This window comes from Endozoicomonas sp. 2B-B, from assembly GCF_053470045.1.
In genome coordinates, this window is sequence record NZ_JBLZMU010000001.1 from 1,354,817 (window position 1) to 1,378,699 (window position 23,883).

The 23,883-nt window shown below is 48.3% G+C and carries 11 protein-coding genes; all 11 read right to left on the reverse strand.

The genetic code is table 11. The annotated features are described in order from the left end of the window. Positions 1-13: 13 nt before the first annotated feature. Positions 14-1,783 carry a hypothetical protein gene (locus tag ACOMHB_RS05730; protein ID WP_448215835.1) on the reverse strand — a complete coding sequence of 590 codons (1,770 nt, stop codon included), beginning with the start codon at positions 1,781-1,783 and terminating at the stop codon, positions 14-16. A 160-nt stretch (positions 1,784-1,943) separates the two neighbouring features. After that, positions 1,944-4,067 carry a hypothetical protein gene (locus ACOMHB_RS05735; protein WP_448215836.1) on the reverse strand — a complete coding sequence of 708 codons (2,124 nt, stop codon included), beginning with the start codon at positions 4,065-4,067 and terminating at the stop codon, positions 1,944-1,946. Positions 4,068-4,284: 217 nt separating this feature from the next. Continuing rightward, on the reverse strand, positions 4,285-7,062 hold the full coding sequence (locus ACOMHB_RS05740) for a hypothetical protein (RefSeq protein ID WP_448215837.1): 2,778 nt from the start codon (positions 7,060-7,062) through the stop codon (positions 4,285-4,287). Between the two features lie 584 nt (positions 7,063-7,646). Further along, the gene (locus ACOMHB_RS05745) at positions 7,647-9,686 is read right to left on the reverse strand and encodes a hypothetical protein (protein ID WP_448215838.1); all 2,040 of its coding nucleotides are present in this window, start codon (positions 9,684-9,686) and stop codon (positions 7,647-7,649) included. A 218-nt stretch (positions 9,687-9,904) separates the two neighbouring features. Further along, positions 9,905-11,896: a hypothetical protein gene (locus ACOMHB_RS05750; protein WP_448215839.1), complete on the reverse strand. Its 1,992-nt coding sequence runs from the start codon at positions 11,894-11,896 to the stop codon at positions 9,905-9,907. Between the two features lie 161 nt (positions 11,897-12,057). Continuing rightward, entirely contained in the window at positions 12,058-13,521 is a 1,464-nt protein-coding gene (locus ACOMHB_RS05755) for a hypothetical protein (protein ID WP_448215840.1), read from the reverse strand. Between the two features lie 494 nt (positions 13,522-14,015). After that, positions 14,016-15,029 (reverse strand): IS110 family RNA-guided transposase, encoded by a 1,014-nt coding sequence (locus ACOMHB_RS05760; protein ID WP_448215063.1) that lies wholly within the window; start codon positions 15,027-15,029, stop codon positions 14,016-14,018. Between the two features lie 242 nt (positions 15,030-15,271). Then, positions 15,272-17,299, reverse strand: coding sequence for a hypothetical protein (locus ACOMHB_RS05765; protein WP_448215841.1), 2,028 nt, complete (start codon positions 17,297-17,299; stop codon positions 15,272-15,274). 123 nt (positions 17,300-17,422) lie between these two features. Beyond that, positions 17,423-19,720 (reverse strand): hypothetical protein, encoded by a 2,298-nt coding sequence (locus ACOMHB_RS05770; protein WP_448215842.1) that lies wholly within the window; start codon positions 19,718-19,720, stop codon positions 17,423-17,425. 232 nt (positions 19,721-19,952) lie between these two features. Further along, positions 19,953-22,016 (reverse strand): hypothetical protein, encoded by a 2,064-nt coding sequence (locus tag ACOMHB_RS05775; RefSeq protein ID WP_448215843.1) that lies wholly within the window; start codon positions 22,014-22,016, stop codon positions 19,953-19,955. Between the two features lie 241 nt (positions 22,017-22,257). After that, positions 22,258-23,865 carry a hypothetical protein gene (locus ACOMHB_RS05780; RefSeq protein ID WP_448215844.1) on the reverse strand — a complete coding sequence of 536 codons (1,608 nt, stop codon included), beginning with the start codon at positions 23,863-23,865 and terminating at the stop codon, positions 22,258-22,260. Between the last annotated feature and the right edge of the window lie 18 nt (positions 23,866-23,883).

Sequence of the window (23,883 nt, forward strand, 5' to 3'; positions counted from 1 at the left end):
GCCAGACAAGGGATTAATCGCCCTGTTTCACATTCACAGGCTTGCGTTTTCGGTGTACTCTTTTGTGATTCGAAAGTTCCAGAGCATTGTTGCAGACCTTCCCGCATGATTGCTGCTGGCCATTCTCACTGATCACGATCACTTCACAGGTTCTTTGCCCGGTGTGGTATTTTCTTCTGTGATCTGACAGGGCTTTGGAACTTCTGCAAACCGCCCCGCATGGCTGCTGCTGGCCATTTTCTCCGATCACTGACAGGTTACAGGTTTTTTGCTCGCTGTGGTCTCCTCTTTTGTGATCCGACAAGGCTTGAGCACTCTTGCAGACCTTCCCGCATGGGCGCGGCTGTCCATCCTTCCCGACTATGTTCTCTTCACAGGTTTGTTGCCCTGTATGGTATCTGCTTTTGTGAGATGCCAGGACTCGAGCATTCTTGCAGATTCTTCCGCATGGTCGTTGCTGACCATCCTTGTCGATCACTTTTTTGTCACAGGTTTGTTTGCCGGTGTGGAATCTGCCTTTGTGATTCATCAGGACTTGAGCATTCTTGCAGACCTTTCCACAGGGTTGCTGATGGCCGTCTTCAAGGACCAGGGTCGCGTCACAGGTCTTTTCGCCGGTGTGGTATTTGCTTTTGTGAGATGACAGGGCTTGAGCATTTTTACAGACATGCCCGCATGGCCGCTGCAGGCCATCTTCCATGACCAGGGTCACGTCACAGGTTGGTAGTCTGCTCTGGTCTCTGGCTCGTATTTTACCACGCATACTGAGTAGCCCATCGATTATAACAATGTCATCAGCGGTGACAGGCAAATGCCCGGACATTGGTACATTACAATTGACTGGCCCGGCAGGGTCATTATTTGCTGCCCCTGCATTCATTAAATGTCTGGCGATTATAGAATCAACATGACTTCTGCAGCTCAAGCTGGGACCATTAGCTAAACAGGCGTGTGAGTTTTGTCCTGTTTGACCTGTCGAATGGTCTAAGGGATTTGGCGGCCATTCATCGTGTTCATTGCTATCGAATGATGGTCGAAATTGACAAACGCCATGGCAGGGATGGAGGAAACAATTTAAACCTAACGTGTGTGAGTGTTGCTGAGGATCTCCTTTACCCTCGCCAGAGTGTAGAAAACTCGTGAAAGAGCCTTTAGGATGGGTGATAACTTGTGGGGCTTGCTCACCAGAAGATTCTGATGACTGATGCTGATATTGTGCCGGGTTATGTTCAGGGCCAGGCATCATAATGGTGATCGCAAACGGGCGATTTTGGCTCGCTTCCTTTTGTACAATCGGGTTAAACAGCGGTGAATCAGAGTTCCAGAGGCTTTTTAAGAGCCAACCGACAGCGATAGTTGCTTCCAGAGGTATCCAGGAATAAGAAGGTGTCGCAAAACTCCAGTAACCCTTTCTCAACCCGGAGCAGATGAGTATTTTTGTGACAGCCTGATAAAGGGTCGGGCCCAGGGGCTTGTCTTTGTTGGTCAAGATCAGTTCATAAGCAACCAACAGCTTTGTTGCGTATAGCCATTGCCACGAAATCAACTCAATAAAAGTCTTTTGTATCTCGTAACTATAAATCTTTTGTCGTTTGTTATCAGGTGGCATACCCGCTTCTGCGCAGCCGTCAGTGTTGTCAATATCTGAGGGGGTGCGCGACAATCTGCGCCGGTCAAGTTTTATAGAAAAATTATGGTTTGGAGAAGCTGCATCCTGTTCAGGCTTAACAATAAAACGTCCTGCCCAGGGTCTGGCCTGGCAGACGACAGACAACGACAGCAATAGCAGTGCAGCCGGGACTATGTGTTTGATAATTCTATCCTTGCATTCTGGTTTACAGAGAAAAAGGATAGAACATGAAAATAAGGGTGTTTTTCTGGCAAAAAGCCTCTCTTGAAAAGCAAAAGTCGCATCTGGAAAAATCTCATGAAAGCTTGCCAGACTAGTCGTTCAGGCCCGTATCCATACGCTTGCGTTTTCGATGAAGTCTTTTGTGCACCGACAAGGCGTGAGCATTCAGGCAGATCTTTCCGCATCGCCGCTGCTGATCATACATCACGGCCACGGTCTCATCACAGGCTTGTTGCCCTGTGTGGTCTCTTCTTTTGTGAGATGACAGGTCTTGGGCATTCTTGAAGAACTTTCCGCATGGCCGCAGCTTGGTGTCCTCCCCGACCACGATCGCGTCACAGGTTTTTTGCCCGCTGTGGACCTTGCTTTTATGAGACGACATAGATGGAGCATTCTTAAAGATGATTCCGCATGGTCGCAGCTGGCCATCTTCCCCAATTACGGTTACGTCACAGATTTTTTGCCCGGAGTGGAATCTACTTTTATGAGTCGACAGGGCCTGAGCATTTTTGTAGAGCTTCCCGCATGGCCGAGGCTGGCCATCATCCCCGATTACAGTCCGGTCACAGGTTTTTTGCCCGCTATGCCCTCTGCTTTTGTGACATGACAGGGCTTTGGCATTCTTGCAAATCATTCCGCATGGCTGCTGCTGGCCATCCTGCCCGGGCTCTATTACCTCACAGACTTGCTGCCCGCTGTGGTCTCTGCTTTTGTGATCACCCAGGGCACGGTTATTCTTGCAAACCTTCCCGCATGATTGCTGCTGGCCATTCTCATTGATCACGTTCACTTTGCAGGTTTGTTGTCCCTTGTGGTATCTGTTTTTGTGAGATGACAGAGCGTTGGCGTTTTTGCAGACAGTTCTACATGGTCGCTGCTGGCCAGATTTCCCGGGCACAGTCTCTTGACAGATTCGTTGTCTCGTGTCGTCTGTTCTTTTGTGATCCGTCTGGGCCTGATCACTTTTGCAGGACTTCCGGCATGATCGCATTCGGTCATTCTTTCCGATCATGGTCACATGACAGATGTTTTGCCCGCTGTTGTCTGTGGCTTGTATTGCTTCTGTCTGGAAAAGATCAGGTTGGCTCTGAACCGATTGGGATGATTCAGTGGTTATGTGTTGTGTTTCTGAATGGGTAGACGTGAAGGAAATCCCGGTTTCTCCGAGAGGATTCTGGCCACGTAGCTTGAGTAAACCGTTAACTATAACCAAATCATCAGCAGTGATAGGTAAATGTCTGCGCATTGGGATATCATCATTGACTGGCTCCATAGGGGCAGTATTTGCCACTTCAGCACTCATTGAACATCCAGGGTTGCAGCCATTCAGGTTGCCATCAAGGCCATGGAGCTGATGCTGATCAGCCTGTTGCTCAGAAGGTTGGCCAGAATCACACTGGAGATGAATGTCAGGGGGATTAATCCGTATTTCGAAAGGTCGGATTTCTTGGAAATCTTTAGCGTTTACAAAACCAGAATGATCCGAATAACCAGGGCTGTATCCATTGGCAGAATGGGGAGGTGTTTTTTGACCGGGCTTAACTCCTGCGTGATCTGACGAACCGTCCTCGGAATTCGGTGGCCATTCACTGGGCTCTGTGCTGTTGGGTGAGGGTCGGAATCCGCAAACACCATGACAGGGATAGACAAAACAATTTAAATCCAAAGTATGAAAGTATTGCTGAGGGCTCCGGTTACCCCGGCCAGAGGCAGAGTACAGAGGGCGAATTATAGAACTTGCAAGAGAGGGGGTGGCTTGTGAGGCCTGCAGGCCGGATGGTTCTGATGGTGGGTGTTGTTGTTGGTTACGCTCGGAGCCAAACAGCGCAGTGATGATCGCAAACGGGTTATTTTGACTCGCTTCTTGCGGTGCCTCTTTTAGTTCAATCAGGTTAAACAGTGTTGAGTGGGGGCGGCAATAGCTTTTTAAAAGCCAGCTGAAAGCGATAACCACTTCGACAGGTATCCATGAACACGGGGTGGAGCACGCAGAGGCGCCTCTGATAGTCAGGATCAGTTCGTAACCAGACAGCAGATGATTGGCGTAAAATAGTTGCCAGGAACTCGACTCAACAGGGGTCGTATCTACCCCGTAATGATTGTCAGCAGTGTCTGACGGATTGTCGGACAATGTATGCTGGGCACGCTTTATAGAACAGCTCCGGCTTTGAGGACCTGCATCCTGCTCAAACTCAACAATAAAAGGTCCTGTCAAAGGCTCGGCCTGACAGACGACAAACAACGACAGCACCAACAGTGGTAACGAAAAGAATGAGTGTCTAATAATTCTATCCTTGTGTTCTGGTTTACAGAGAGGAAGGATAGGTCAAGAAAGTAAGAGTGTTTTTCTGTTAAAAACCTTCTGTTAAAAACCTTCTGTTAAAAAACCAAAGCTGCACCGGAAAAAAACTCATGAAGGGACAGGTGCCAGATCAGGGGACACCTTGGTCCAAACTAACAAGCTTGCGTTTTCGATGCACTCTTTTGTGCTCCGACAAGGCTTGAGCACTCTTGCAGACCTTCCCGCATGGGCGCGGCTGACCGTCCTTCCCGACTGTGGTCTCTGCACAGGTTTTTTGCCTGGCATGGTCCCTTTTTTTGTGATCCGACAGGGCACTGGCATTCTTGCAGGTCTTCCCGCATTGTTGCTGCTGACCATCCCCCCCGACCATGATTATGCTACAGGTTTTTTGTCCGGTATGGTTTCTGCTTTTGTGATCCGAAAGGGATCTGATATTTTTGCAGACTTGCCCGCATGGCAGCGTCTGACCATCTTCTCCGACCACGGTTGCGTCGCAGACTTGTTGCCCGGTATGGTGTCTTCTTCTATGATCCGACAGAGCACTGGGATTTTTGCAGATCTTCCCGCATGGTTGCTCCTGGCCATTCTCTCCAAACACTGTTTCGTCACAGGCTGGTTGCTTGAGATGGTGTTTGATTTTGTGAGATGACAGGGCTTTAGCACTTTTGCAAACCGCCCCACATGGTTGCTGTTGGCCATCCTCTTTGACCACCGAAACCTCGCAGGTTTTCTGCCCGGAGTGGTTTCTGCTTTTGTGATATGACAGGGCTTTGGCATTCTTGCAGACTATCCCGCATGGCTGCGGCTGGCCATCTTCCTCGACCACGGTCACGTCACAGGCTTGTTGCCCGCTGTGTTGTCTGATTTTGTGATCTGAAAGGGATTGAGAGCTCTTGCAGACCTTCCCGCATGGCCGCTGATGACCATCCTCCTCGACTACTGTTATGTCACAAATCTGTTGCCCGCGGTGGTTTTTGCTTTTGTGAGATGACAGGGCTCGAGAATGTTTGCAGAGCTTCCCGCATGGCCGTTGCTGACCATCCTGTCCATACACGGTCACATTACAAGTTTGTTGCCCGCTGTGGTATTTGCTTTTGTGAGACGAAAAAACTTGAGAGTTTTTACAGACTCTGCCGCATAGCTGCTGCTGGCCATCCTCCCCGACCACGGTCAGGTCACAGACTTGTTCCCTGGAGTGGATTTTGCTCTTGTGAGATGACAGGGCTCGAGCATTGCTACAGACTGATCCGCATGGTCGCTGCTGGCCATCCTCCCCGACCACGGTCAGGTCACAGACTTGTTCCCCGGAGTGGATTTTGCTCTTGTGACATGACAGGGCTCGAGCATTCCTGCAGACTGATCCGCATGGTCGCTGCTGACCATCCTCACCAATCACGGTCACTTGACAGGTCTTTTTTAGGGTGTGGTATCTGCTTTTGTGAGCCGAAAAAATTTGAGAGTTTTTACAGACTCTGCCGCATAGCTGCTGCTGGCCATCCTCCCCGACCACGGTCAGGTCACAGACTTGTTCCCCGGAGTGGATTTTGCTCTTGTGACATGACAGGGCTCGAGCATTCCTGCAGACTGATCCGCATGGTCGCTGCTGACCATCCTCACCAATCACCGTCACTGGACAGGTTTTTTGTCCTGTATGGTATTTGCTTTTGTGAGACGAGAGGGCTCTGGCATTCTTGCAGATTGCTCCGCATGGCCGTTGTTGGTCTTCTTTCCCAGCTAGGCTCAGGTTACAGGTTCTTTGTTTGCTGTGATCTGTAGTTTGCGCCTGATCTGTCCGGGAATGGCGAGGTGGGCTTTGACCCAATTGGTATGATTCTGTTGTCGTTTGTTGTGTTTCTGAAGTCCCCATTGGGGTAAGTGTAAATGGAATTTCGTTTCTTTCGAGAAGAATGCGCTTGCCCAGATTCAGCAGAGCGTTGACTATCACCCAATCATCAGTGTTGATAGGCAAATGCTCATGCATTGACACATCATCATTGAGTGTATCGGTATGGTCAATATAGGTAGTCCCTGTACTCGAGTTTGCATGGTTGCAGCTGTCGGTCGGGTTGCTGCTCATGCCCTGGGAGTCTGGCTGGTGCGCCCGTGGCTGAAGGAGTTGGCCAGAAATGCATTGCAGTGGTATGCCAGGGGTGGGAGCCCATGTTTCGACAGGCGGATTTTGTTGGCAATTGGTAGCGTATACAGAATCAGAATGACCCACACAATCAAGGCAGTAAGCATTGGTACATTGAGGGCGTGAGTTTTGTTCGGGTGTCGCTCCTCCTTGATCTGTAAAGCTGTTTTTGTAATTCAGCGGCGATTCATCGGATACCCTACTATCGAGTGATGGCCTGAGCCTGCAAACGCCATTGCAGGGATAGACGAAACAATTTAAATCGAAACTATGTGAGTCTTGATGAGGGCTCTGGTCACCACCGCCAGAGTCAGAATACAGGCAATTAGTGAAATAGTTTTTAGTGTCTGTGATGGGTTGTGGGGCTTGCTGCCCCGATGACTTTGATGGCTGGTATTGCGATTGGTCATGTCCAGAGCCAAGCAGCATAGTGATGGCCGCAAGAGGGTGATTCTGACTCGCTTCCTGTTGCTCAATCGAGCTGAACAGTGGCGAATCGTTGCTCCAATAGTTTTGTAAAAGCCAACCGGCGGCGACAACCGCTTGTATCGGTAGCCATGAATAAGGGGTAGAACCCGGAGTGGCTTCTCTGGTGGTCAGGTTGAGTTCGAAGGCTACCAGCAGATAAGTGGCGTAAAGCAACTGCAAGGAAATTGACTCTATGTTGGTCCTTTTTAACCCGTAACTGAATGAACTGTGTCGTTTGTTATAAGACGGTAATTCTGATTCTACATAGCCTTTTGTTCCGGCAATGTCTGACAGCTTGCCCGGCATTACATGCAGGTTATGCTTTATAGAAAAGCACTTGCCTGTATAAGCTGAATCCTGTTCAAGCCCGATAATAAAATGTTTTGTTATCAGTTCAGCCTGACAGGCGACGGATAACGACAGTAGTAGTAACAGTGGTGCCCAAAAGAGTGAGTGTTTAATAATTCTATCCCTGTATTCTGGTATACAGGGAGGAAGGATAGATCAATAAAGTAAGGGGGTTTTTCTGTTAATAAACTTCTGTTGAAAGCCAGAGGTTGCAACGGGCAAAAAGTTGCTGCGAAATGGCCTGCCTTGTAAGGGGTGTATTAAAGATCCTGATCGGGATTCTACTGTGCCATTCAATAGTTCAAGAAGCGATTTTTCTTGGGAATCTGGAGCATCTTCAGATTCAAAATACCCCATGCAACCATAGCAGTATTGGTTAGCCGAAAGAGGGTATGAGCTTTGTCCCGGCGTGACTCCTGCGAGGCCTGTCGAATTTTCGCTAAAAAGAGTGAGTGTTTAATAATTCTATCCTTGCGTTCAGATACACAGAGAGGAAGGATAGATCAAGAAAATAAGTGTGTTTTTCTTTTGAAAATTTTCTGTTAAAAACCCAAGGCATCACCGGTCAAAAAATCGCTGCAAATAGCTCTGTCTTCCTGAGGAGTGAAGTCATCATCCCGGTTTATATCAACAGGCTTACGTTTTCGATGTATTCTTTTGTGGCTTGACAGGGCGTTAGCATTCTTGCAGATCTTTTCGCATGGCTGCGGCAGGCCATCTTTCCCGATCACTGTTTTGTCACAGATTTGCTGACCGCTGTGTTCTTTTCTTTTGTGTGTCGAAAGGGCTTGAGCATTCAGAAAGACCATTCCACATGGCTTCGGCAGGCCACCTTCCCCAAACAGACTCTCGCCACAGGTTTTTTGCCCGGTGTGGACCCTGCTTTTGTGAGACGACAGGACACGAGTATTCTTGCAGACTTTGCCGCATGGCTGCTTCTGGTTATTCTCCCCGATCACGGTTACGTTGCAGGTTGCTTGCCTGCAGTGATTTCTGTTTTTGTGATCCGAAAGGGCTTGTATACTCTTGCAGAGCTTGCCACATGGCTGCGGTTGACCATCCTCCCCGACCACGGTTGCGTCACAGGTTTGTTGTCCGCTGTGAGTGCTTCTTTTGTGAACCAACAGAGTTTTGGCATTCCTGCAGACTTTACCGCATGGCTGCGGTTTGCCATCTTTGCTGACCACAACTTCGTCACAGGTTTGTTGTCCACTATGAATGCATTTTTTGTGAATCTTCAAATATTGATTATTCTTGCAGATCTTCCCGCATGGCCGTAGCTGGCCATTCTTGCCGACCACAGTCAGGTCACAGATTTTTTTTTCGCTGTGTGAGTCTCTCTTGTGATACAACAGATTTCTGGCACTATTGCAGACTTTCCCGCAGGGTCTTGGCTGGTTATCCTCTCCGACCACTATCATGGCACAGGTCTTTTGCCCGGTATGGAGGTTGCCTTTGTGGTCCCACAGGGCTCGCTTATTTTTGCAGACTTTCCCACATGGTCGCAGCTGGCCATTCTTTCCGACTACGGTCACCTCACAAGTTCTTTGCCCGCTGTGGATGCTGCTTTTATGAGATGACAGTGATCGAGAGTTCTTGCAGATCGCCCCACATGGCTGCAGCTGTCCATCCTTCTTTACCACGGCCACATCACAGGTGAGTTGCCCGACAGCGTCAGTGGTATCGACAGGTTCTGAACTCATTGAGTTTGAGGCGACCCCACCTGCAGGGTTGCAGTTATTGGCCAGGTTGCCACCCATGCCATGGGCCCGGAGTAGAGGATCAAGTTGGCTCATGTAACTTAATCTGTATCTATTTGCCAAATGATGGAGTGCGTTTCGTTCGGCTGTTTCTCCTGTGTAATTCAGAGGACTTTCACCGTCATTCAGAGACCTTTCAGCGTAACTTCTGCTATCGGATGATTGTCGTAATAGACAAACGCCAAAACAGGGAAAGATGTAGCAATTTAAGCCCATAGAGTGTAAATGCCGTAGGGGGTCTTTGTTACCGTCGCCATAGTCAGTATTCAGGGTGCTGGTGAAAGAATGTATGCGGTGGCTGGTTGTCTGCGGGGCTGTCTGGGTGGATGATTTTGATGACTGGTCTTGTGGTTGGTCATGTCTGGAGCCAAACATCATGGTGATGGTTGCAAACAGGTAATCCACCTGTGTTAATATATATGCCGAATGTCGTACAACTGGTTTAAACAGCGTTGAGGCTGGGTTCCGGTAGCTTTTTATAAGCCAAACGGCAGTGATAGCTGCTTCTGTAATGGGTATCCATGAATAAGGACTGGAGTACAGAGGTGCACTTCTGGTTTTCAGTTTCAGTTCGCAATCAACCAGCAGGTGAGTGGCGTAAAGAAATTGCCACGAAATCGACCCGGTGAGGGTAGTTTTCACTCTGAAATAGAAGGGCTTGTGTCGTTTTATTTCGAATAGCCAATCCTGTTCTGTATAGCCGTTTATGTCGGCAATGTTTGAAAGATCGTCCGACAATGTAGGCTGTTCAAGCCTTATAGAAAAGTTCTGTTTTAGAAAACTTGCATCCTGTTCAAACTCAACTAAGTGACGTCTCGTCAAAGTTTTGGCCTGACCGATGACAGAAAACGACTGTAGCAGCAACAGAAGTACCGTAAAGAATGAGTGTTTAATAACTCTATCCCTGCATTCTGGTTTACAGAGAGGAAGAATAGATCAAGAAAACAGGCGTGTTTTTCTGTTATGGTGTTGTGTCATAAAACGGTTATTAATGACCAAAGTCTGCATCGGGTAAACCTCATGAAATGGTGTTTGCCAGGTCAGGGTTTGAAAACATCGTCCTGTTCAGGATTAACAGGCTTGCGCTTTCGATGTATTCCCTTGTGATCCGACAGGACTTGAGCATTCTCACAGACCTTTCCGCATCGTCGTATCTTTCCATCCTCTTTGATCACTCTCGCTACACAGGTTTTTTGCCTGGAGTGTTCTTTTTTTTTGTGAGTCATCAGCGATCCATTGTTCTTGCAAACTGCCCCGCACAACTTTGGTCGACCATCTTCCCCGGTCATGGACACATCACAGGTTTTTTGCTCGCTGTGCACTCTGCTTTTGTGAGACGAAAAGGCTTGAGCATTATTGTAGACTTTACCGCATGGCCGCTGCTGGTTATCCTTGCCGAGCACCGGCATGTTACAGGTTTTTTGCACGCTGTGTTCCCTGTTTTTGTGGACCCAAAGGGCCTGGTTATTCTTGTAGACCCTTCCGCATGGTTGCTGCTGACCATTCGCATTGACCATGGTTATGTCACAGGTTTTTTGCCCGGTATGGTATTTGCTTCTATGAGATAACAGGGCCTTAGCATTCTTGAAGATCCTCCCGCATGTTTGCAGCTGGCCATCTTCTGCGACCAAGGTTTCTCCACAGGTTTGTTGCCCGGTGTGGGTTCTTAGTTTGTGATCCGCCAGGGCTTGAGCATTCCTGCAGACTGTCCCGCATGGCTGCTGGCCATCCTCAGAGAACAGAGTTACATCACAAACTTCTTGTCCGCCGTGGTTTCTTCTTCTGTGACCGGTCAGGGAGTGAAGACTTTTGAAGATCCTCCCGCATTGTCGCTGCTGGCCGTCGTCCTCTACTATGGTTGCGTCACAGATTTCCAGTCCACTGTAGTCTACGGCTTGTGCTGCTCCTGTTTGGGAAAGGTGGGGTGGGTTTTGATCTGCCTGGGTTAGTCTTGTTGGTTGTTGTGTTTCTGAAGTCGCCACTGGAGATGTTAAATGGTTGAGCGTAAAGGAAATCCTTGTTGCTTCTGAAAGACTATGACCACGTAAATTGAGCAACCCGTTGATTATGATCAAGTCATCATCGGTGACGGACATATTCCGAGGCATTCGTAAATGAACATTAAGTGCCCCGCTGTGGCCAGTATATGCTGCCCCTGTGGTCATTGTGAGTGAATGGTTGCAGCACTTTGTCGGGTTGTCATCCGTGCCGTGATGCTGAGGTTGCTGTGCCCGCGGCTGAAAGGGTTGATCAGAAGCGCATTGGAGTTGGATGGCAGGGGAATCATTCAATGTTTCCAGCGTCCATTCAGCGGGCTCCTTGCTATCGGATGATGATCGGAATCTACAAACGCCATTACAGGGACGGACGAAACAATGTAAACCCAGAGTGTGTAACTCTTTTTGAGGATTTCCGTTACCGCCGCCACCGTTAGTATTCTGGAGTCTGATAAGAGAGTGCTTAAGGCGGGTAGTTGTCGTTGGGGCTTGCTGGCTGGATGATTTTGATGGCTGGTATCCTCGTTGGTTACGTCCGGAACCAAACATCAGAGTGATAGCCATAAATGGGTAATCCTGACTCATCTGCTGTTGTTCAATCGTGTTAAACAGCTGGGAATCGGGGTTCCAATAACATTTTAAAAGCCAGCCGACAGCGACAGCCGCTTCTAAAGGTATCCATGAATAAAAGCCTGAGCCCAAAGGCGCAACTTTGGTCGTCAGGATCAGTTCGTAAGCAACCAGCAGATGAGTGGCGTAAAATAATTGCCACGAAATCGGCTCTATAAGGAAAGTTTTTAGTCTTTGATTGCAAGGCTTTTGTCGTATTTTATCAGGAGGCCAATCTGGCCCTGCGTAGCCGTCTGTGTCGGCAATGTTTGACGGGTTTTTCAGCAATATATGCTGGTCATGCTTTATAGAAAAGCTCTGTTTTAGAAAGTCTGCATCCTGCTCAAACTCGACTGTAAAACGTCTTATCAGAGGTTTGGCTGGACAGATGACATTCAACGACAGTAACAGCAGGAGAATTGCCATAAAGAGTGGGTGTTTAATAGTTCTATCCCTGCATTTTGGCTTACAGAGAGGAAGGATAGATCAAGAAAATAAGTGTGTTTTTCGATCAGAGACCTTGATTAAAAAAACTCTGCCATAGACCCGAGGCACACAGCGCAGAACTTGATGAAAGGAGTGTCAGATCAAGGACCGGGAGCATTGTCCCGCTCGACATCAACAAGCTTGCGTTTTTGATGTTTTCTTTTGTGATCCGACAGGGCGCTGAGACTCTTGTAGGTCTTTCCGCATTGCTGTGGTTGGCCATCCACCCCAACCACTGTCACGTCACAGATTTTTGGACTGCCATGCACATTCCTTTTGTGACTCGACAAAACTTGAGAATTCTTGCAGACTGCTCCGCATGGTCGCGGCTGGCCATCCCCCGCAGTCACGGTTACGTCACAGGTTCTTTGCCCTGTGTGGATTCTGTATTTGTGATCCCAAAAGGCTCGAATATTCTTGCAGACAGCCCCGCATGGCCGCAGTTGACCATTCTTTTCGAGGATTGTCGCGTCACAGATTTTTTGTTTGGAGTGGGCTTTACTTTTGTGATCCCAAAATGCCCGAGCATTCTTGCAGACAGCCCCGCATGGCCTCTGCTGCCCATCCTCCCCGATGATTGTTAAGTGACAGTTTTTTTGCCCGGTGCGGATTCTGCTTCTGTTATCCAACAGGGTGTGAACATTCCTGTAGACCTTTCCGCATGGTCGCTGCTGGAAATCCTCTTTGTCTATGCTAGCGACACTATCTGTATTTCCAACAGGATCTATTTCATAAGCTCTTCCTTCACCTATTGAGTCTGAGGCGATCCAGTCTGAGGCGACCCTATCTATAGGTTTGCAGCTGTGGGCCGGGACACAGTCAATGCTATAAACCTCTGGCTTAAATAATGGCTCAGAATTGTATTGGAGCTGAATCAATGTTTCAAAAGGCGAGTTTTGTTGGATATCTGCAGTGTTTAAAGGATCAGTTTGAACCAGGCAACTAAAGCAATATCCACTGGCCAAATGAGGACACGAGCTTTGTCCGGGTATTAATTCTGTGTCGCCTGATAAATTTTTTTCAGAATTCCGCAGCGGTTCAGCAGTCCCTCTGCTGCTGGATGATGGTCGGAATTGACAAACGCCACGACAGTGATGGACGAAACAATTGAAACCCAAAGTATGCAGATTGCCTTTGGGGTAGTCGCTACCGTCACGATAATCAGTATTCAGGAGAAGGGTGAAAGAGTTTGTAATGAGGGAAGTGGTTTGTGAGGCTTGCTGCCCCGATGATCCTGATGGCTGATATTGTTGTGCGTGATGTTCGGAGCCAAACATGGTAAAGATGGCAGCAAACAGGTGAACTATCCGTGTCAGGGGCGGTGACGTGTCTTGTGTCTCGATAATGGTCGTTTTAACTCTGTAACCGTAAGAAATATGTCGTGTATTCTCAGGCTGAGAATCTGATCCTGGGTAGCCATTGGTGTCGACAATCTCTGATCGGCGATCCGGCAATATATGCCGGGCAGACGTTATAGAAAAGTTCTGTCCTGGAAAACCTGTATCCTGTTGAAGCTCAACAATAAAGCGTCTTGTCAACGTTTCGGGCTGACAGACGATAGGCACCGATAGTAGCAGTGCGACAAAGCATGAGTGTTTAATAAATCTGTCCTTGCATTCTGGGTTACAGAAGAGGAAGGATAGATCAAGAAAATAAGCACATTATTCTTTTAAAAAATTTCTGTTAAAAGTTGAGTTGCACTGGGATTTCGCTACTTTTGTGCAGCCCCGCTACCGGTTGGCCATTCTCTGCGACCAAGCTCCTAGGAGCCTTATATGGTCCGCCCCGTTTTGCAAGAGCCTGTTTTGTTAATTAGCAAACAAAGATAACTGCAATCATATATACGGCCTATTCATGAGGTCTAACCCTCTGGCCCTGATGGGTATCCGCGCAACCTGGCCTTATCAGTCCGACGGCCTCAAGGGTCAAGGCTCCTATCAGGTTTCAGGTTGCCGGTTTTTACCTGTTTGCCATCAACTGTACATGCTCATCGCAATCTGCGGGGGGGTCCCCTTTGATTAAGCTTATGCTTTACTTTGCCGCTGCCGCCTTTACTTCATTATGCAGCCTTGTAAACTTCATTTCGGGTCATGATGACCCAGACAATCCGAGCCATTTTATTAGCCAGACCAACGGCGGCAACGTTGTGATTGCTGCGCTCATTAAGTTGGCTAACCCATTTTTTACAGCGGTCATCCTTATTTTTGAGGCAGTGGAGTACCGAACGTGCGCCGTGTATCAATAATGTGCGCAGGTATTTATCACCCCGTTTACTGATGCCCAGCAGGACTGACTTACCGCCTGTGGAATGCTGTCTTGGAACTAATCCCATCCATGCGGCAAGGTGTCGACCAGATTTAAAATACGTCGCATCACCAATGGCTGCCTTCAATGCTGTGGCAGTGATGGCTCCGATACCCGGCATAGTCATCATTCGACGACATTCGTCGTCGTTTTTTGCTAGCTCCTGAATTTTCTGGTCATACTGTTGAATACGCTTGTCAAGACTGGCCAACTCTTCTGATAAACCATGTAGCAGCTCACGAGTCAGCGAATGGAGTCCATTTTCAGCATCTTCCAGAATTCGTGGAAGCTGTGCACGAACTTTACCAATACCCTGGGCAACTACAATACCTTCTTCCAATAGTGACCCCCGGATCTGGTTAACCAGGGCAGTTCTCTGATCAACCGCTTGTTGACGATAGCGGTGCAGAAGTTGCCAGGCCTGCTGCTCTGATGTTTTAACAGGTACAAAACGCATGCTGGGCCGTGAAGCTGCTTCTGCAATCGCTTCAGCATCGTTGTAGTCATTTTTGTTGGTCTTGACATAAGGCTTGACAAATTGAGGTGAAATCAGCTTGACAGTATGCTCATAGTTCTTGAATAACCGAGCCAAATAGTGAGCACCACCACAAGCTTCCATAGCGATAATGCATGGCTCCAGATTTGCCACGTACTCTAGAAGGTTCTTCCTGGACGACTTCTTTCTGATGACTTTGCTACCCTGCTCATCAACACCAAACAGGTGAAAGTTGTTCTTGCCAATATCGATACCAAGTACTGAAATAGTCATGGGTGGTTCGCTCCGGTTAATCCTGTTTAAATGGTTAACTCCATTTTGGCTCATTTGAAGCCGTTTAGGAGGGGCGGACCATCCCATTAGACCGAGAATAGACTGCCCTACTGCGGCGGCAGCAAATTGGTCTGAAAATCCGCTTTTGTTCGTCAAATAGCTCGCTATTCTCCTCACAAAACCGAATTTTCATCCTCAATTTTCTGCCGTCCTCGCTACGGGCGCTATTCTCGGTCAGGCTCCTAGTCGAAGGTTTTCTCCTTCCTGTGGTATCTGCTTTTGTGGATAATCAGAGCTTGAACATTCTTGCACACCGTTCCGCATGGCCGCAGCTGGTCGTCCTCCCTGGCCACAGTCACTTCACAGATTTGTTGTCCGGTGTGAGCTCTTCTTTTGTGATCGGTTAATTTTTTAGCACTCTTGCAGAGCTGCCCGCATGGTTGCAGCCGACCGTTCTCCCCGGCTACGGGCACGTCACAGTTTCTTTGTCGGGTGTGTGCGCTTCTTTTGTGTTCCGAGAGGGCTTGAACATTCTTACAGATTTTCCCGCATGGCCGTGGCTGGCCATATTCTCCATCCACTTTGATATCACATTTCTGTTGCGCAGTGTGGATGTTTCTTTTGTGATGCCAAAGGCTATCAGCATTCATATAAATCTTTCCGCATGGCTGCAGCTGGCCATTTTCCGCAATCACTGTTACGTCACAGGTTTGTTGCCCGGTGTGTTCCCTTCTTTTATGATACGACAGGGCTTGGATATGCGTGCAGACCTTCCCGCATGGACGACGCTGGCCATCTTCCCCGACCACTATCACGTCACAGGTTTTTTGCCCGCTGTGGCATCTCTTTTTGTGAGCCGACAGGGTCTGTGCATTCTTGCAAACCTTCCCGCATGGCCGATTCTGGCCATCCTCGCCGGTTTCGTTTATGTCACAGGTTTGTCGCCCTCTGTGGTATTTGCCTCTGTGATTCCAAAGAGCCGCGACGTTCTCGCAGATCATTCCGCATAGCTTCGGCTGGCCATCCTCTCCGACCACTTTGACGTCACAAATGTGTTGCTCAGTATGGGCCTTGTTTTTGTGAGTTGAGAGATGTTGGGTACTTTTGCAGACTATCCCGCAAGGATATGACTGGCCATCTCTTGCGATCACTCTGACATTACAGGTTTTTTGGTTATCTGACGGGGAGTGTTGGAAATGTGCAGTTCCAGAGGGAGGCATTCCTATGGGAGGAAAAAAACCATACCCGGGCAATGATTCAACATAGTTGAGTGGTCCGGTAGCTTCAGCTACGTGAGCTGCCATTGCATTCAGTGAGCCCGGGGCGGTCCCTTGTATGACGACTTCTTCTATGGCGACTCTTTCTAAAGGGTTGTCGCCATTAGCTGGATTACCATTAACCTCATGCGTCTGTAGGTCAAATAGTTGACCAGAATTAGAATGATCTATGCAACTGAAGCAGTATCCGCTAGCCAAATGGAGGCATGAGCTTTGCCCGGGTGTAGCTTCAGTCTGACCTGTTGAACTTTCCATAGTATTTAGCAGCCATTCAGCTTGCACTGTGCTACACGGTGTTGTTCGGAGTCTGCAAGCGCCATGACAGGGATAGACGAAACAATTTAAACCTAAAGTATGGGAGTTTTGTTGAGGGCCTCGGTTGCCGTCGCCAGAGCCAGGGTACAGCTGGTTGGTGAAATAGCCCGTAATATGGGGGCTCGCTGCCGGGACTTGCTGGCCGGATGATTCTGATGGCGGGTACTGTTGTGGATTGTCTCCAGAGCCAAACATCGCAGTGATGATCGCAAACGTAAAATTTTCTTGTTTCAATACCGATGCTGCCTGTTGTCCAATTGGGTTAATCAGGAAGAGGAAGGAAGCGGGGTTCCAATAGCTTTTTAAAAGCCAGCCGACAGCGACAACCGCCTCTACCGGAAGCCATGAATCAGGGCTGGAGTTTAGAGGATTGTCTTTGATAATCAGGGTCAGTTGGTAAGCAACCAGCAGGTTCGTGAAATAAAGCCATTGCCACAAAATCGACTCACTAATGGTCGTTTTAACTCTGTGACCATAAGGTCTGTGTCGTTTTTCATCTGATCCTGCATAGCTGTCTGTATCGGCAATATCTGAAGGGTTGTCCGGCAATGAATTCAGTTCGCATTTTATAGAAAAACCATGATTCAAGTAGCCTGCAATCTTTTCAAACTCAGCAGTAAAATGTTCTGTCCACAGTTCTGCCTGACAGTCGAGAGACAGCAAAAGTAGAAGTAACACTGATACCGAAGAGAGTGAGCGTCTAATGATTCTGTCCTTACAGTCAGGTTTAAAGAGAGCGGGATAGATCAATAAAATTAGCGTGTTATTCTTTTAACAGAGGACGGATATCAGAACATATCATTACTTATTCACTTTGCTTTTTTGAAGACCGGGGCCATCGTTCTGCTCTGAATCAATATGCTTGCTTTTTCGATGTCTTCTTTTATGAGCCGTGAGAGCCTGGGCATTCCGGCAGATCTTTCCGCATGGCTGTGGCTGACCATCCTTACCGACCACGATTACGTCACATTTTTTTTGACCCGTGTGAGCAATTCTTCTGTGAGTTGATAAAGCCCGTATATTATCGCAGATCTTTCCGCATGGTTGCTGCTGGCCATCCTCTGTGACCACTGTCTGTTTACAGGTTTGCTGCCCGGTGTGGTATCTGTTTTTGTGATCTGACAGGACTCGGGAATTCTTGCAGATCTTTCCGCATGGTCGTTGTTGGCCATCTTCTCCGGTCATTTTTAAGTAACAGATTTTTTGCTCGGAGTGGCATCTGCTTTTGTGGTAAGACAGGGCTTTAGAATTCATGCAGACCCTTAAGCATGGTCGTTGCTGGCCATCCTCCCCAATCATTGTTACTTCACAGATTTTTTGTTTAGTGTGGGCTCTGTTTTTGTGATCCGACAGGGCTTGAGCATTCTTGCAGATTTTCCCGCATGGTCCTGGCAGGCCATCTCCTCCGATCACGTTTACGTCACAGGTTTTTTGACCGGTGTGGAAGATTCTTCTGTGAGACGCCAGGCTCAGAGGACTCTTGCAGATTTTTCCGCATGGTCGCTGCAGTCCGTCTTTCCCGATTATTGACAGAGTGCAGGTTTGTTCCCCGATATGTTCTCTTCTTTTGTGTTGCGACAGGGCTTGAGCATTCTTGCAGACTGCGCCACATGAACGCTGCTGGCCATCTTCCCCGACCAGTGTCAATCCGCAGGTTTGTTGCCCGGAGTGGTATCTGCTTTTGTGAGAAGACAGGACCCGAGCATTCTTGCAGACTTTTCCGCATAGTCGTTGCTGACCATCCTCCCCGGTCATGGTTACATAACAGGTTTGTTGCCTGGAGTGGTATCTGCTTTTGTGATCCGACAAGGCTTCAGAATTCTTGCAGAGCTTTCCGCATGGCCGTGGCTGACCATCCTTCTCTGTCACGGGTAAGTTACAGATTTGTGGTCCTGTGTGGGCAGCTCTTTTGTGAGACATCAGAGCCTGAATATTTTTGCAGATTTTCCCGCATGTCTGCTGCAGGCCATCCATCCCGACTACTGGCAGACCACAGGATTGTTGCCCGCTATGGTCTCTTCTTTTGTGATCCGTCAGGGCTTGAGCATTCTTGCAGACTGTCCCGCATGGTCGCTGCAAGCCATCCTCTGAGACCAATTTGACGCCACAGATTCGTTGATGATCTGAGAGGGATTTTTGACGATGTATCGTTCTTTCGAAAGGAAGATAGCTATTCCTGGTTATTGATCCATCATGATTGGGTGGTCCGGTAGCGTCAGCTGTATGAGTTGCCCATGGACTCATTTGGCCTGAGGCGACCCCGTCTGCAGGGTTGCTGCTATTAGCTGGATGGCGATAACTGTCATGCACCTTTAGCTCAAATAGTTGACCAGAATCAAGATGATCTATGCAACTGAAACAGTGTCCATCAGCCAAATGAGGGCATGAGCTTTGCGTGGGTGTTGCCTGTTTGTGACCCATTGAACATTCCAGGGTATTCAGCAGCCATTCAGGTGGCTCTGTGTTATCGGGTGAGGGTCGGAATCTACAAATGCCACGACAAGGATGGACGAAACAATTTAAACTCAAAGTGTGTGAGTGGTGATGAGGGCCTTCGTTACCGTCGCCAGAGCGAGAATACAGTGGGTTGCAGAAAGAGCTTGTAAATTGGGTGATTGCTGCATGGGCTCGACGGCCGGATGATTTTGATGGCGGGTGCAGTTTTTGATTGTCGCCAGAGCCAAACATCGTAGTGATGGTCGCAAAAGGCAGATCCCCCTGTGTCAACATAGGTGTTACCTGTTGTTCAATCGGGTTTAACGCTGAGGAATCGGGATTCCAATACTTTTTTAGAAGCCAGTCGATAGCGACCACTTCCACCGATAGCCATAAATCAGGATTCGAGATCAAAAGATTGCCTTTGGTGATAAGGATCAGTTCGTAAGCAGCCATTAAATTGGTCGCATAAAGCCATTGCCACGAAATCGACTCAATGGCAGTGGTTCTGACTCTGTAACCATAATGTCTATGTCGTTTTTCATCTGATCCTGCGTAGCCGTCTGTGTCGACAATATCTGATGCGGTGCCCGGTAATGTATTCGGTTCGTGCTTTGTAGAAAAGCTATGGCTTGGGTAGCCTGCATTCTTTTCAAACTCCACAGTAAAACCTTCTGTCCACGGTTCTGCCAGACAGACGACAGATATCAATAGTAGAAGTAACAGCGGTGCCTCAGAGAGTGATCGTTTAATAATTCTATCCTTGCAGTATGGTTTCCAGAGAGAAAGGGTAGATCAAGTAAATATGCATGTTTCACTGTTAAAAATCTTCTGCTAAAAACCAAAGCTTGCACCGGGCAAAACCTTATGAATGGAAGAATATCAGACCGGATCATTAGTTGTACGGTCTTCTTTTTTTGTGGGCTGAGTCATCGTCCTGTTCCACATTAACAGGCTTGCGTTTTCGATGTTTTTTTTTGTGAATCAACAGGGCTTGAGGGTTTTCGCAGATCATCCCGCATGATCGCGCCAGGCCATCTTCCCCGGTCACGTTCACATCGCAGGTTTGTTGCCTGGTGTGGTATCTTCTTTTGTGACTCCACAGGGCTCGAGAATTTGTGCAGATCATCCCGCATGGCTGCGGCTGGTCATCCTTCCCGATCAGGATCACGTCACAGATTTTTTTCGCGGTGTGGTAGTAACTTCTATGAGTCGTCAGGGCTTGTAGATTCATCGTGACCATCCCACATGGCCGCTCCTGGCCATCCTGCCCTAAAACGGTCATGTTACAGGTTTGTTGACTGCTGTGGACGGTTCTTTTGTGATCCGAGCGGGCTTTAGTGCTCTTGCAGACTGCTCCACATGGACGCAGCTGGCCATCCTCCCCAATTACGTTTACGGTACAGACTCGTTGCCCGCTGTGGACTCTGGTTTTGTGATTCGTCAGGGAATTAGCATTCTTCCAGACCGCTCCGCATGGTCGCTGCAGGCCATCCTCCCCAACCACGATCACTTCACAGGTTTTTTGTCCTGAGTGCTGGCCGCTTTTGTGTGTTGCCAGGGATTGAATATTCTGGAAGAGCCTTCCGCATGGCCGCGGTTGGCCATCCTCTCCGACCACGATCAGGTCACAGGTTTGTTGTCCGCTGTGTTTTTTTCTTTTGTGATTTCGCAGGGCTTGAGTATCCTTGCAGATAATTCCGCATGGCCGCTCTTTGTGATCCTTCCCGACCACAATCGCATCACAGGTTTTTTGCCTGTTGCGGTATTCAGGTTGTATTGCCGCTGTCTGTATGTGATGAGGTTGGTACTGATCCCATTTGAATGATTCAGTGGTTGTTGTTTGTGTTTCTGAATGGGCAAGTGTAAATATAATCTTATCTTCTCCGGGATGGCTCTGCATATCGAGTGAGCCGTGAAGCGCAGAATTATTATCGGTGGTAGTCCGTTCTTCCGGTATTGGTGCGTCATAGTTGACTTGCACGATGGCGTTAGATGTACAGGCGCCCCCGTCTATGGCGACCCCGTCAGAGTTGCTATCAATGCCAACGGGTTGTGGGTCGTAGTTGTATGAGGGTTCAGTCTTTGAAAGATCATTCGGTGTTTTGAAAGGTGAGCTTTTCTGGAAGTCTGTAATGTGTAGAGGATCCAGATGACCTATACAGCTCAGGCAGTGCCCATTGGCCAAGTGGGGGCATGAGTTTTCTTCGCAATCCATTGTCCACAGAGGGGGCTCGGTGCTATCGGATGATGATCGGAATCGACAAACGCCATTACAGGGATAAACGTAACAATTTAAATCCAAACTGTGTGAGGGTTGCTGAGGATCTCCGTTGCCGTCGGCATAGTCTGTATTCAGCGAGGGCGCGAAAGAGGCTGTATGGGGAGTGGTTGTCGGCGGAGCTTTCTGGCAAGAGGATTTTGATGGCGAATATTGTTCCTGGTTTTGTCCAGAACCAGACATTATAGTGATGGACGCAAACGGGAGACCCTGACTCGCCTGTTGTTCAATCGGGTTAAACAGCCATGAATCGGGATTCCAGTAGCTTTTCAAAAGCCAACTGACAACCACTTCTAATGGTAGCCATGCGTAAGGGTTGGAATTCAGAGGTGGGCCTTTGGTGGTCAGGATAAGTTCGTAAGCAACCAGCAGATTTGTGGCGTAAATCAGTTGCCATGAAATCATCTCAGTGATGTTTTTTTTTACTCGAATAGCGCCAGGCTTGCGGCATTTTTTTTCAGGTGGCAGATCTGATCCTGAATAGCCTTTTGTGTCGGCAATATTTGACGGGTTGCACGGTAATGCACGACGGTGGATATTTATAGTAAAGTTCTTTATTGGAGCGTCTGCATTCTGTTCAAGCTCAACAATAAAACGACTTGTCGATTCGGTCTGACCGATAACAGACAACGACACTAGCATTAATAGCAGTGCCGCGAAGAGTGAGAGTTTAATCATTCTATCCTTGTATTCGGTCTACAGAAAGACAAGGATAGATCAGGTCATGCAACGGTGTGGCCGACCGATTAGTGGATGAGGTCGCCGTCAAGGTCGACATCAACAGGTTTTCGCTTTTGATGTATTCTTGTGTGATTCGACAGATAGCATTCTTGCAGAGCGTCCCGCACGAATAAGCGTGTTTTTCTGTATAAAATCTTTTGAAAAAGAACCAATATTTAAATCTAAAGATTGCTCCTGATTAATTTTGTGGAAGGCTGGGTGTCAGATCATGAGTGAAGTTATTGTCCTGATCCGCATCAACATGCTTTCGCCTTCGATGTCTCCTTTTGTGTTCCGTCAAGGCATGTGAACTATTGCAGACCTTTCCGCATGCCCTTAGTTGACCATTCTCCCCGACCACTTTCAGGTCACAGGCTTGTTGCCCGGAGTGGTATCTTCTTTTGTGATCCGACAGGATTTTAGTACTCTTGCAGATCCTACTGCACGGCTGCGACACTCCATCCTCCCCGACTACTTGCACGTCACAGGTTCTTTGCCCGGAGTGGTGTCCGCTTTTGTGATCCGACAGGGCACCAGCATTTCTGCAGACCCTTCCGCATGGCTGTAGCCGACCATTCTTCCTGAACACTAACACATCACAGGCTTTTTGCTCGGTATGGTTTCTGCTTTTGTGAGCCGACAGGGCTTTGGCACTCCTGCAAACTTTCCCGCATGGTCGCAGCTGGCCATGACCCTCGACTACGCTTACCTCACAGGTTTGTGGCCCTGTGTGGTTTTTTCTTCTGTGATCCCACAGGGTTCTGGCACTGTTGCAAACCTTTCCGCATCGCCTTTCCAGGTCATCTTCCCCGACAAGGGTCATTTCACAGGTTGGTTGCACACTCTGGTCTGTCGCTTTTATTGAGGTTATCCGGGAAAGATGAGTTGTGCCTGAGGCCGGTCGGGATGGTTCTGTTTTTGTTTCTTGTGTTTCTGACGTTCCCATTGAGGGGTTGGAATGGAAAGGCGTAAAGGAAATACCGGCTTGTTCTGGAAGACTGTGACCACCCAGACTGAGTAACCCTTTGATTATAACCCAATCATCAGCGGTGACAGTCGAACCCTGGAGCGTTGGTGCATCATCACTGATTGGCCCAGAAGGATTAGTAATTGCTGCCTCTGCAATCATTGAATGTGTATTATCGGGTGATGGTCGTAATCTACAAACGCCATGACAGGGATGGATGAAACAATTTAAACCCAAAGTATGTGAGTCTTGTCGAGGATCACGGTAACCATCGGCAGAGCCAAAATACAGAGACTGAATGAAAGAGCTTGTAAAATAGGCGGTGGTTTTTGGGGCTTGCTGGTCGGATGTTTCTGTTGGTTGGCCTTGCTGTTGGTAATGTCCAGCGCCAGGCGTCATAGTGGTGATCGCAAATGGGTGATCGCCCTGTGTCAAAATAGATGCCGTAATCTGTCCGTTCGGGTTAAACAGAGGCGATTTGAGGTTCCAATAGCTTTTTAAAAACCAACCAGCAGCGATAGCCATTTCCACAGATAGCCATGAATAAAGGGGGAAGTACGGGGAAGGGTCTCTGGTATTCAGGATCAGTTCGTAAGCAATCATCAGGTTTGTGGCGTAAAGCCATTGCCACGAAATCGACTCAGTATCGGTCGTCTTTACTCCGTATGTAATAAGTCTGTGTCGTTTGTCATCGGGTGGCAGGTCAGGCTCTGTATAGCCGTCTGTGTCGGTAATGTTTGACGGGTCTTCCGAAAATGTATGCCACCCGGGCTTTATAGCAAAGTTCTGTTTTGGAGAACCAGCATCCTGTGCAAGCTCAACAACAAAATGACTGGTCAAAGGTTCAGCCCGACAGGT

Excerpts from the sequence above, each read along its gene's own strand:
- ACOMHB_RS05750 (WP_448215839.1), bottom strand. The coding sequence starts at position 11,896 with ATGGCAATTCTCCTGCTGTTACTGTCGTTGAATGTCATCTGTCCAGCC.
- ACOMHB_RS05760 (WP_448215063.1), bottom strand. The coding sequence starts at position 15,029 with ATGACTATTTCAGTACTTGGTATCGATATTGGCAAGAACAACTTTCAC.
- ACOMHB_RS05740 (WP_448215837.1), bottom strand. The coding sequence starts at position 7,062 with ATGCCGGGCAAGCTGTCAGACATTGCCGGAACAAAAGGCTATGTAGAA.
- ACOMHB_RS05775 (WP_448215843.1), bottom strand. The coding sequence starts at position 22,016 with ATGATTAAACTCTCACTCTTCGCGGCACTGCTATTAATGCTAGTGTCG.